General features: G+C 38.7%; 6 protein-coding genes. 2 read left to right on the forward strand and 4 right to left on the reverse strand.

Translation table 11 applies throughout. The features are described 5' to 3' along the window. The first annotated feature begins 69 nt into the window (after positions 1-69). Positions 70-1308 carry a glycoside hydrolase family 27 protein gene (locus Q0050_RS02120; RefSeq protein ID WP_298392201.1) on the forward strand — a complete coding sequence of 413 codons (1239 nt, stop codon included), beginning with the start codon at positions 70-72 and terminating at the stop codon, positions 1306-1308. 16 nt (positions 1309-1324) lie between these two features. Here Q0050_RS02120 and Q0050_RS02125 read toward each other — a convergent pair whose 3' ends face one another. From Q0050_RS02125 to Q0050_RS02140, 4 genes are all read right to left on the reverse strand, one after another. Next, positions 1325-2287, reverse strand: coding sequence for an aldo/keto reductase (locus Q0050_RS02125; RefSeq protein ID WP_298392203.1), 963 nt, complete (start codon positions 2285-2287; stop codon positions 1325-1327). 160 nt (positions 2288-2447) lie between these two features. Then, a complete protein-coding gene (bglX, locus tag Q0050_RS02130; RefSeq protein WP_298392205.1) occupies positions 2448-4742 on the reverse strand; it encodes a beta-glucosidase BglX in 2295 nt (764 codons plus the stop codon). A 3-nt stretch (positions 4743-4745) separates the two neighbouring features. Further along, complete coding sequence (locus Q0050_RS02135) at positions 4746-6119, reverse strand: sialate O-acetylesterase (protein WP_298392207.1); 1374 nt, start codon at positions 6117-6119, stop codon at positions 4746-4748. Next, positions 6109-7248, reverse strand: coding sequence for an SGNH/GDSL hydrolase family protein (locus tag Q0050_RS02140; RefSeq protein ID WP_298392209.1), 1140 nt, complete (start codon positions 7246-7248; stop codon positions 6109-6111). The genes Q0050_RS02135 and Q0050_RS02140 overlap by 11 nt, the downstream gene beginning before the upstream one ends. A gap of 288 nt (positions 7249-7536) precedes the next feature. Between Q0050_RS02140 and Q0050_RS02145 the strand changes: the two genes are divergently transcribed. After that, positions 7537-10845: a T9SS type B sorting domain-containing protein gene (locus Q0050_RS02145; RefSeq protein ID WP_298392211.1), complete on the forward strand. Its 3309-nt coding sequence runs from the start codon at positions 7537-7539 to the stop codon at positions 10843-10845. Positions 10846-12893 lie beyond the last annotated feature (2048 nt).

Below are 12893 nucleotides of genomic sequence, written 5' to 3' on the forward strand. Positions count from 1 at the left end.
AGGTTTAAATATTTTTTTGCGTTAGGCCCTGAATTTTGTCAATTCGGGGTCTTTTTTTAACTAATCAATATGAATAAAATAAAAATCACAATCCTTACAGTTGCTATTTCACTAGCAGCTTTTGGTCAAGGAAATACCACCAAACAAGAAACGGTAAAATACGAAGGTCTAGCCAAAACGCCTCCAATGGGATGGAATTCTTGGAACACGTTTGAAACGCAAATTGATGAAAAGTTAGTCAAAGAAACAGCCGACTATATGGTAACATCAGGTATGAAAGACGCTGGCTTTAGCTATATTGTATTAGACGATGGCTGGATGGCTAAAGAACGTGATGGCAACGGTGACCTTGTAGCGGATCCAATAAAATTTCCATCTGGAATGAAGGCTTTGGTGGATTATGTACACGCCAAAGGGTTAAAGTTTGGATTGTACAATTGTGCGGGAATAAAAACTTGTGCAGGTTATCCCGGAACTCGTGGGTATGAATACCAAGATGCCCGATTTTATGCTAGTTTAGACATCGATTTTCTAAAATACGATTGGTGCAATACCGAAGGAATTACCGCAAAAGAAGCTTATACAACAATGAGCAATGCTTTGAAAAGTGCTAAAAAACCAATCTTGTTCAACATGTGCGAATGGGGTGACAACCAACCTTGGACTTTCGGTAAAGCAATTGCCAACTCTTGGCGTATTTCAGGCGATATCTATCCTTGTTATGATTGTGAATTTAGTCACGGAAGCTGGTCGTCGTGGGGCTTTTTCAAAATTGCTGAAATGCGAAAAGACATTCGTCAATATTCCGGTCCTGACCACTGGAACGATTTTGACATGCTAGAAGTGGGCAACGGAATGACTTACCAAGAAGATAAATCGCATTTTGCTCTTTGGTGTCTTCTGTCCTCACCTTTAATTGCAGGAAATGATTTGAGAAAAATGACGCCACAGACCAAGGAAATTTTAACAAACAAAGAACTTATCGCCATAAATCAAGATGTTTTAGGTATTCAAGGGTTCAAATACAGTGAAACTGATGGCTTGGCTATTTGGGTCAAACCACTTCAAAATGGAGATTGGGCGGTATCGTTTTTTAATAAAAGTACTTCCGAAAAAGAAATCAACTTTGATTGGAGCAAGAACCCCATAACCGATACTGTTTTTAATCTGAATACTTCATTTGAAACTACAAATTATGCCATCAGGGATTTGTGGAATAAAAAGGATTTAAAAACTACCAAAACGGTTTTTAAAGCAAAAGTTAGCGCACACGATGTGGTAACGCTAAGATTAACGAAAATAAAATAAAGCTATTTCAGTTGCATTAGGTTGTTTCCAAAATAGTAGTTATCATGGCCAACTCATCGGCAGAAAAAGATAAATTTTGCTGGCATTGTAAGGAGTCATTCAGTTGCGCAACCGAACTGGCTCCTATCGCTACTGAGGTTACGCGAGAATCTTTTAGTAACCACGCCAAAGCCATCTGGGCCAACGATTGGTCCCGCTTTTTGGCAAGTTCGTTTAAAGCCTTAATTTTATGCAGCTTTTCAGCAGTAATATGCTCGGTTTGTAAATGTCCGTTCGGATTAACTGCTCTAGAATTTTCAGGAATGCCGTTCAAATATTTATCGGTTAAAAGTCCTTGTTCTAGTGGTGTAAAGGCAACAAAACCAACACCTTCTTCTTCAAGTACATCAAGCAAACCGTTTTCAGGTTCACGATGCAGCATCGAATATTTGCCTTGATGAATCAAACAAGGTGTTCCTAAATGTTTTAGAATAGCAGTAGCACGTTTTGTTTGTTCTGGATTGTAATTCGAAATTCCAGCGTATAAAGCTTTACCGCTTTTTACTGCGTAATCCAAAGCCATCATTGTTTCTTCTAAAGGTGTTTCTGGATCAAACCTGTGAGAATAAAAAATATCCACATAATCCAATTGCAGGCGCTTCAAACTCTGATCCAAACTCGATAATAAATATTTTCTCGAACCCCAATCACCATAAGGTCCATCCCACATTTTATAACCAGCTTTGGTTGTAACAATTAATTCGTCACGAAGAGCACCTTGGAAATTATTTTTCAAAATAGTACCAAAATTAGTTTCTGCCGAACCCGGAATTGGTCCATAATTATTAGCCAAATCAAAGTGCGTAATACCTTGATCAAAAGCCGCTTTTACAATAGCTTCACCATTCGAAAAATCATCCACCGAACCAAAATTATGCCACAAACCCAAAGACAATTTAGGCAACAACAAACCACTCTTCCCACTCCTATTATATTCCATAAATTACAAACAATTAAAGTATAACTAGTAAATACAGCAATCTGAAAAATAAACACTAATCGCCAAAAACTGACAACCCACAACCCACAACCTACAACTGAAAACTGAACACTGAAAACTGAACACTGATCACTGATCACTGAACACTGATCACTGATCACTAAAACCCCAACTCAAACCTACCCTCCAATCCTTTATCCGAACTTCCTCCTACTCTTACTTTGAACGTTCCTGCTTCTACTAAATAACGACCTTCGTTATCATAAAATCCTAATTCTTTATCGGTCAATTGAAAGCTAATGGTTTTGGTTTCGCCTTTTTTAAGAGCTACCAATTCAAATCCTTTTAGTTCTAAAACCGGTCGCGCCAAACTCGCTACCTCATCGTGGATATACAATTGCACGACTTCTTTTCCGTCATAGGCGCCTATATTGCTTACCTCAACTGTAACTTGCACCACACCACCTTTCACACTAGCCGTTGGTGTGACTTTTAAATTCTTATAGTCAAAAGTGGTATAACTTAAACCAAAACCAAACGGATATAAAGGCGTTTTTTCTACATCAGAATAATGCGACCAAAACACATTTTTCTCTGCATTAATAGGTCTTCCGGTATTGTAATTATTGTAGTAAATCGGACACTGACCAACGTTTCTCGGAAAACTCATCGGTAATTTACCACTCGGATTGTAATCGCCATAAAGCACTTGCGCTACAGCAGCTCCGGTTTGCGTACCCAATTGCCAAGCTTCTACAATAGCTGGCACGTGCTCACTAGCCCAAGGTAAGGCTAACGGACGACCATTATTTAATACTAAAACAATATTCGGATTGACTTTATAAACTGCTTCCAGTAATTCTTGTTGCACACCTGGTAAATCTAAATTGGTGCGACTGCGTGCCTCACCCGATTGAAAACCGTGCTCACCCAAAACCATAACCACAACATCAGCGTTCTTAGCAGCATTCTGAGCGGCTTCAAAACCACTTTTGTCTGTGGTATTGAATACTAATTCATCAATGAAAGTAGTTTTACCAACCGTAAGAGCAGCGCCTTTTTCATAAGTTAAGGTATTGCCTTTGTAAGCTTGCATTCCTTCCAATACGGATATTGCGGTTTCGTCATCGGAGGCAATTCTCCAACTGCCTAACGGACTAGTTTTATCACTAGCCAAAGCACCAATCAATACAATTTTTTGTCCGCTCTTTTTTAATGGCAACAGCGACTTTTCGTTTTTCAATAAGACAATCGATTTTTTAGCCATATCCAAAACGGCCTCATTATTGGCTTTGCTACCAATAACTTGCTGCTCTCTTACCTCATCACAATATTTATACGGATTATCAAACAAACCTAATTCGAATTTTACACGCAAGATGCGGCGTACAGCGTCGTCAATCAAAGCTTCTTTTACCTGACCGGATTGTACTAATTTTACCAATTCGGCTACATAATAATGAGATTCCATATCCATATCTGCTCCTGCAAGTACGGCTTTAGCACTAGCATCAGCAGCATCTTTAGCAAAACCGTGGCTTTTCATTTCTCTAATCGACGCCCAATCGGTTACTATAAAACCATCAAACTTCCAGTCGCCTTTCAAAATAGTACGTTGCAAAAAGCTATTGCCTGTGGCTGGAATGCCATTCAAAATATTAAACGAATTCATATAAGTACGTACACCGGCTTCCTTAGCCGCTTTGAATGGCGGAAGTACTACATTATAAAGTGTCGACGTACTAATGTCTACCGTGTTGTAATCTCTTCCTGCTTCTGCAAAACCGTAGGCTGCAAAATGTTTGGCACAAGACGCAAGAGTATTGACCTTAGCCAAATCGGCTGTAGTTTCGCCTTGAAAACCTTTTACTCGCGCAACCGCAATTTTACTTCCTAAATAAGGATCTTCACCCGAACCTTCCATAACTCTACCCCATCTTGCATCGCGAGCTACATCCATCATCGGACCGAACGTCCAATTGATTCCTGCGGCAGATGCTTCGTCGGCAGCTACTTGTGCCGACTTTTTAATGGCTTCTAAATCCCAACTAGCGGCCTCGGCTAACGGAATCGGACTAAGAGTTTTATACCCGTGAATGACATCAAAACCAATGATTAAGGGAATACCCAAACGCGATTCTTCTACCGCTATTTTCTGAACTGCTTTTACATTTTTTACACCGCGCACAGAAAGCATCGAACCTACCCAACCTTTACGAAGGTGTTCGTACTTCACTTCGGCATCTCCTCCTTTGGGTGACGGACCCGTTACTTCCCAAAAGCCGTTGTACTGATTCATTTGTCCGACTTTTTCTTCTAAAGTCATTTGCTTTAGTAACAAACTAATGCGTTCTTCAATAGGCTTTTTTGGGTCTAAATGGTCTTTATTTTGTGCGTTCATAGTGGTAGTCGCTAGGGAAATAATTCCTATGATAAGTAGTCTTTTATGTTTCATAATTTATTCGGTGATGAAAGAGGATGCTGGTAAATGGGCCGCATTGAACAAGTCAGATTGGGCGTCATTCTTCCAAGCAAACCTCACTCTGGTTGGATTTTTAACTTTGTTAGAACGCACTACAATAATACTATTTTTTATAATAGCATCTGCAGGATAAAAAACGTTATCCGCTCCAGCGATTTCAAATTGGGAAGTGGTTTTATTTTTAAAATACATTCCGGTAGCGTAATCAAACTCTAAAAGTAGCCGATCTTTTTGTATGCGATAATTTTTGTAAAGTGGTCCATCTACCAACCCAGTACTAATTTTATAGTGTTTCGCTAAAGCTAAATTAGCCAATCGAATTCCTACCGATTTTTTGTCTTTAGGATGGATGTCATCCGTGGTGGAAATATCAGATGTTACGACCATTCCGGTGTTGGGTAACTGTAACGTTCTACGCTGAAAATCTCTAATCGCTACACTACCAAAATGCTGATAACCGTCATTATAAGGTGCGATTTGTACAAAATAAAACGGAAAATCGTTAGCCCAAAGCTGACGCCAAGATTTTATCAGCGCCGCAAAGGTTTTGTCATAGGCATTCGATCCCACATTACTCTCGCCTTGATACCAAAGGGTTCCTGCGATCGTGTAGCCAACTAACGGATGAATCATCGTATTAAAAGTAGTCCCTGGCAAATGGGGACAATACTCATTAGGATTTAGTTTACTTGCAGCAGTTTTTAAGAGTTCATCTTTATTTATAATGGTTTCTGGTATCCAAACCTCAGCAGCAGTGCCACCCCAAGCGGATACTATAATGCCAATTGGAACGTCTTTTAAGGAAGTTTGCAATTGTCTTGCAAAAAAATAAGCCACAGCACTCGAATTTTTCATAGTTTCAGGCGTGCAAGTTTTCCAAGAACCAGTTAAATTAAGTTGTGGTGCTGATGCGGAAGCTTTCGCAACGGTAAAAATACGTAGGTTAGGATGCGAGGCTTGTGCCACATCTTCATCGCCATTTAAGATGCCCCAACTGGCCGTCATTTCCATATTAGATTGTCCGGAACACAACCAGACTTCTCCTATCATAATGTTCTTCAAAACGACTTCATTATATCCTTTTAGGGTAATCGTATAAGGTCCGCCTTCTTTGGGTGTGGCTATGCTAGTACTCCATTCGGCTAAATTCGTTGCAGTTACTTTATAGGTAGCACCATCCCAAGACGTGGTGATAGTAAGCGCTTCTTTCGGATTGGCCCAACCCCATAATCGGACTTGCGAATGGCGTTGCAAGACCATATTATCAGCAAAAAAACTTGGCAAAGTAACATCGGCTACTGCCCAATTAGTAAAAAGCAGTATTATAAAAAAAAAGCGGTTATTTTTCATTAAGTAAAGTTTTAAAAGTAGCTTCCAATTGGGCAGCCATTAGCTTGTGATCTTCAATATCTGGATGATAACCGCAGCCTTTTGGTTCCATAGGTTGGTATTCAAATAAAGCAATGGGTTGGTGCAACGTATCGCTTTGGAAAGCTTCCTGTACTTTTTTGAGGCATCGCACTAAAGTACTATTGCGTGTTCCTGAAACCATCGGACTGGTTAACAAAACGATTCTTGTTTTAGGTGCGTGCTGGTATACGGTTTTGATAAAGTCAATGTAATTAGCTACGTACTTTTCTTCATTGAAAGGCAAACGTGGTTTTTTACCATCACCATCAGACAAATCATTGGTTCCTAAACAAATGCTAACCAAATCGGGTTGGAACTCAAAATTATAAGGTTTACTGGTGTCTTTGTTCAAATATAAGTTCTCGTAAACATCGGGCATAATCGCTTCTTTCTCGTGCTCGTCATTCCAATTGCGGTACATTCCTATTCCTGAAACAGAACTCAATACGTAGTCAGCATTCAAAGATCGGGATACTATCGGACCATAAGCCCAATAAGCATTGTGTTGGTCGTACCAAACACCAGTGTCACACGGAACTTCTTTGGTATCGTTACCCATTCCGCAAGTAATAGAGTTGCCAATGAATTCGATTTTCTTTTTCGTTATGTGCTTTTGAGTAGTTAAGCTCGCTGTGGTGCCTTCAAACAAAACGCTGCCATTAGCGGCTTCCGTGGCTTTATAAACGGTAAGTTTATGAGTTTTAGCTTTGGTGCTTACCTCAATCGGATAAGATTTTGCAGCACCTGCGTCCACTTTCAATCGGCCTATATAGTGGCCATCAAGTTCGAGTGACACATAATTATGATGCTCATACGAATCCACACTTTTTAAGTTGATCGCACATTGGGTTCCTGTAAACGCAAAAGATACTGAGGACGCCGAACCTATTAAAAGAGCTTTGTTTTGATCCTGCCGCTCTACTCGTCCGGAATAGTGATAAATTGCAGCGGTATCCGTAAGTTTTTGGGAACAAGTGGTTAGCGAAGAAAGCAGTAAAAAAAAAAAAAAAAATGCTGGTAGTTTATTCATAATATCGAAAGAGTAGCGTTTATTTTCGTAAAAATACATTTTTCTACGAACTTCCTATTGTACAAATCTGTCAAAAGTTAATGAAATATTCGCTTTTTAAACGCCACATCTAAAAAGTTAAAGCATCGAAAAGAAATAGAAACACGAATAAAACGTTCTACTACCAAGGGATTTTCGTAAGAATAGTTTTAATTAGGAAATCATATTTGTAATATAATACATATTTACTTACAAAAATAAGTTAATTTATACTTTTATCGATAAAAAAATACACTTTATCTATATTCTTAGAAATACATTTCCTATTTTTGCTCGTATATTTCGGTTATGAAAAGGTACCAACAATTGATCCAAGTGGCTTTATTGCTACTCATTACTTCTAGTTTTGGGTTCAACCTTGTAGTAACACCTACTAACGAAACTTGCTCGGGTAACGGCAGTCTAACTTTTACCGTAACAAACACCGCTCCGGGTGGAAGTATTTTATACATAATCTACAAACTACCTGATACCACTACGCCATTGGCTACGACCACTAGCAGCTCGCTTAACGGCTTAGTAGCCGGAAATTACAGAGTCATTGCAAGAGAAACGGTAGGCACTACTACTACCGAACAACAACAAGACGCCACCATCGCCAATGCAGTGGTTCCTTTGTCGTTTTCGGTGCAAAGTTTGAATCAGGCTTGTTCGAATACTAGTAGCATAACCGTTAATACGATTTCAGGAACACCAGTTTCTTATGAAATTTTTAGTGGTCCAGTGCTTTTTCCTTTGCAGAATTCTAATACGTTCACGGGTTTGCCTGTGGGTGTATACAGAATACGAGTTTTTGATGCGTGTGGCATCGGAATGGTAACTACTTTTACCGTAACGCAAAATGCAACGGGCATTACCATCGGGCAACCGCAAACCGCACAAGTGAGTCCTCCCAATTGCAACTTGGTTTCTGTAACCAACACCTTAACGGCTGCACCGGGAACAGTAATTGGTTATCCTATTGCGATTACTTATACCATCACGCCGCCTTCTGGTGGTACGCCAACGGTTTTAAACAGCACGCTTAATTCAGGCAATCCTACTTCGCAAAACTTGGTGCAAACGATGACGAATTACATCAATCAAAGTTTTAGTTATTCACTTTCTATTTTAGATGCTTGCGGCGCTACTTACACCTCCAATTTTGTAATTAATAATGGGATAAATGTTACCAATACCATCACCACTTTAGATTGCAATAAAAACTACTTTACTTTGGCGGTTTCTAATTTTTTTCCGCCTTACAACCTAACGTTCAATTCGTTTCCTAGCGGTTTTAATCCTGCGGTTTTCAATGCGAATTATCCCGGACCTTATACTCAAAACACAGTGGCTTTCGGAAACGACACCTTGCCAACACCAATTGGAGCGTATGATGCCACCATTACCGATGCTTGTGGAAACATCAGAAACATCACCTTCACTATTGTCGACCGTCCACCAATGCCTACCGCAACAGGTACGCACAACGGTTGTTTGACTACCACTGGAACTATCAACATTACCATACCTGGCTATGTAATTTCTAGCGGAATGGTTACGGTTGCACCATCGGACTATCCGTTTGCTTTGCCACACAACATTACTTCGTTAATCGATGGTAACGGCAACATCACCTTAACACCTGTACCGTTAGGAAATTATACGATTGAAATAACCAATACGTGCAACGATGTCTTAGCGCCATTAATGGTTGTAGTTCCTGCCTATGTTGATCAAGGTTTTGCCAGTACTATTCGCAATGGTTGTGCTACCAACACAAGTGCTGTCAAAATTGAGAGTTTGAATTCTAAACTAACTTCGATAAGTATTACTGCTGCACCAACACCGGCTGGATTTACATTGCCATACAATGTTTCGTTCAATATTGCATCCGATGGAGCGCTTTATATGAACAATTTACCAGCTGGGAATTATACGTTTGCTGGTGTAGACGAATGCAATTACAACAACACCATTTCGGCAACAGTACAAGGATATAGTGTAACAACTTCTAATTTTTCATTGATTCCGAATTGTGGCTCTTTTAATATTGCCTTGAATTTTGTTAGTAACGGAACAACAAGCCAATCGTTTTGGTTACAAAAATTATTGGATCCTGTTACCGATACTTGGGGCAATCCTAGTACGAATGCGGTTTATCCTAACGGAACTGTTCCTACAGCTACCAACTCTATTGCTTTGGTTAATAATGCTACCAATTTCAATTATGATTTCAATGGTACTTTTCGTATCGTTCGAGCCTTCTTATCTTACCAAAATGGTAGCGAAATCAATGCAGGAACGGCTGCCAATGCTAATAAAGAATGTATCGAAATTCTAGCACCTACTTTAAGCTATAACGAAGCATTAGAATTCATTGATGCCTATCGCCTACCGTGTTCCTCAAGTGGTGCCTTAGATGTTTTTGTGGAAGCCAATGGAACTAATCCGTTGCGCTACACTTTAGTAGAAAAAGACGGAATGCCGTTTTTCTTAGATAATGGGACTTCAAATACCTTCCCTAACCTTCCGCCTGCTATTTATTTGTTTCAAATAGAAGACGTTTGTGGTAATATTGTCAACCGATTGTTTGATGTAAGTACCTTAGCTTCTATCATCAAAGTTGCAGCACCACCAGTAGATATCTTAGATTGTCAAACGGTTATTACCAACAATGAAACATTTGATTTAACCCCACAAACGGCCTTAATTTTAGGAACGCAATCGCCAAGCGATTATACGATAACTTACCATACGACGCTAAGTGACGCACAGAATGGTACTAATGCGATTACGAATCTAACAGCTTTTAATCCTACTGCCAATCCTCAAGTGATTCATGCGCGTGTTGTACTGAATTCGTTAGCCAATTGTTATGAAACGAGAAGCTTTAGTTTAACCGTGGGACAAATACCTAGTTTAAATCTGAATGCCAACTATTTGAATTGCACTACTGCTCCAACTGTCATTGATGCTTCACCAAATAATTTACCCTCAACTACCTACTTATGGTCTAACGGTGCTACGACGCCAACCGTGAGCATTAGTGCCATCGGTGTAACCAATTTGGCGGTAACGGCTACTAATACCTACAACGGACAAACGTGCAGCTTCAGTCAAAACATCACCGTAGTCAATTCGGGACTTCCGGTTATTGACGGATTTGAAACCTCTGATTGGACCTTAGACGAAAACAGCATTACAGTACTTACTTCAGGCAATGGTTCGTATGAGTATTCCCTAGATGGCACCAACTTTCAAGACGAGAATTACTTCAACAACCTTACACCGGGATTATACACCGTTTATGTTAAAGACAAAGCTGGTTGTGGCATTACTTTAAAGGTCATTTGGTTGTTGTACTACACCAAATACTTTACACCCAATGGTGACGGCTACAACGACTATTGGAGAATCAAAGATTCAGAAAAAGAACCTGACTTTAAAGTAGTAATCTATGACCGCTACGGTAAAATCATCACGACTTTCAATTCCAAAAGCGCCGGTTGGAATGGCACCTATAATGGTAATTTGATGGTATCCGATGATTATTGGTTCGTTGCCTACAGAGCCGATGGCAGAACGCACAAAGGGCATTTTAGTTTGAAGCGATAGTGTTGTACTTTAAACCACCGTCACTTCGAGTGATTTTGTGGAACGAAGTGGAGCAAAATTGTATCGAGAACCTATGAAAAAATGATCCGATGATTATTGGTTTGTAGCTTATCGTGCTGATGGCAGAACGCATAAAGGGCATTTTAGTTTGAAGCGATAATCTTTTATTTATTGGAGTACAAAGCTACAGAATGTTTTTTTAAACACAGATTGGAGTAATTTGAGAAATCTTTGAAATGTTTTGTGTTTATAATGCAGCGCTTAGTAAATAGCTTTAACTATGATTTTATTATTGTTAGAAGCACAAAAAACTTTACTTTCCTCTGCCGTCACTTCGAGTGATTTTGTGGAACGAAGTGGAGCAAAATTGTATCGAGAACCTATGAAATAATGACTTCTGTAGTTTAAAGTTCTCGATACATTTTTTTAAAATAGCTCAGTCGCGATTTTAAAAAAACACTCGAAGTGACGTTTGCTGTAAATAGGCGAATTTTCTCTTTTACAATTATGATTTTACAAGTCCTAAAGGTACTAAAACTTTACTTTCCTCTGCCGTCACTTCGACTGATATTATGTTTTAAAAACGCTAGTTTTTGAAATATAAAATTATATCGAGAACCTATGAAAAAATGACATCGCCTCACATATAATAATTTGCGAATTTGCGGTAAACTTTAATCATTTGTTTTTAAGAATTCTCCTCCTTTGGAGGAGTGGCCGAAGGACGAGGTGGCTCTTCGTTGGTTAGTTACTAGTGGGATGTTTCCTTCGTCAACATGACAAAGTTGGAGTGGAGTTTCTATGGTTAGTTTCTTGTGGGATGTTTCCTTCGTCAATATGACAAAGTTGGAGTGGAGTTTTTGGTTGATTTTGTGGAATGAAATGGAGCAAAAACTGCTGCGCAAACGTCACCTGACTTTGCGCATTATTTATAGTGATAAAGTTTATATTCTATTGTACTAAATGGAACGCGGATGAAACGGATACTGTCGCAAACGCGGATTTACGCGGATTTCTTTTTTAAGTTTAGTTGCTGCGCAAACGTCTCCTGACTTCGCGCATTATTTGTAGTAGTAACGGTTATGGCTAATTGTTATAAATGCATTGCTGATGTTATGATGTTCACTAATTTTTTTAAACACAGATTGGAGTAATTTGAGAAATCTTTGAAATGTTTAATTGTGGAATTTATGCAGAGGTGAAACGAATGTGATGATGTTCGCTAATTTTTTTTTAACACCGATTGGAGTACTTTGAGGGAAATGAGCAATCTTTTGAAGTTTGCACCATGATAAAATGATTTTTATGCCACTGCATAGCTTGGGATTAGACGGTACGGTTCTAAGTCGTCTAGTGGTATGCGCGCGTATTCTGCATATTCTTTGAATGTAATTTTGAAACGCTTCTCGGTTTTATTAAAAAAGACGCGCATATCGTTCATCTTTTGGGATGCGGTTCGAGGCGAGCATTCTTCTATTTTTGCAATATCATTAGTTGTAATGCAAATTCTTAGTATTCTTTTCTGCATGGTTTCTACTCTTACTGTTGCTGCTGTTTAGTCTCATTTTTTTCATTTATTTTGTTTTAATTAATAGTGGTTTTTGACGTGTTCCATCTTTGAAAATCGAACAACACAAATCTAACAAGAAAATGATGTTGATGCAATTGAAGTTTTTAACAATCAAAGATATTAATTCGTTTTTTTTGTGTTTTTTACCTCTTTTTACGTCAAAATACCTCTTTTTTGTTCGATTTTCGTCTATTTGTATGTTAATAAAAAATAGTTGTTTTTTTAGAAAATAGCTTTTTTTCTTAAATTTCATTAGTACCTCTTGGTAACCTCATCTATACCTTTGGTATACTTCTAGCATACACTCGCCATACACTATTGATACACTCCTCATACATTAGTCATACACTCTGCCCTATTTTTCAATGATTTTTCTTTGCTTTATTGTGCAATGTAATTTATATATTATCAATGATTTAGCTTCTTATTTTGGCAAAAATGGCAGATTTGGCCTTTTTATGACTTTTTGCTTCCTTTA

Source organism: Flavobacterium sp., assembly GCF_027483985.1.
GTDB lineage: Bacteria > Bacteroidota > Bacteroidia > Flavobacteriales > Flavobacteriaceae > Flavobacterium.

Bases quoted from the DNA above. Each gene is read 5' to 3' on its own strand.
- bglX (WP_298392205.1), bottom strand. From the start codon at position 4,742: ATGAAACATAAAAGACTACTTATCATAGGAATTATTTCCCTAGCGACT.
- Q0050_RS02125 (WP_298392203.1), bottom strand. From the start codon at position 2,287: ATGGAATATAATAGGAGTGGGAAGAGTGGTTTGTTGTTGCCTAAATTG.
- Q0050_RS02135 (WP_298392207.1), bottom strand. From the start codon at position 6,119: ATGAAAAATAACCGCTTTTTTTTTATAATACTGCTTTTTACTAATTGG.
- Q0050_RS02120 (WP_298392201.1), top strand. From the start codon at position 70: ATGAATAAAATAAAAATCACAATCCTTACAGTTGCTATTTCACTAGCA.
- Q0050_RS02145 (WP_298392211.1), top strand. From the start codon at position 7,537: ATGAAAAGGTACCAACAATTGATCCAAGTGGCTTTATTGCTACTCATT.
- Q0050_RS02140 (WP_298392209.1), bottom strand. From the start codon at position 7,248: ATGTATTTTTACGAAAATAAACGCTACTCTTTCGATATTATGAATAAA.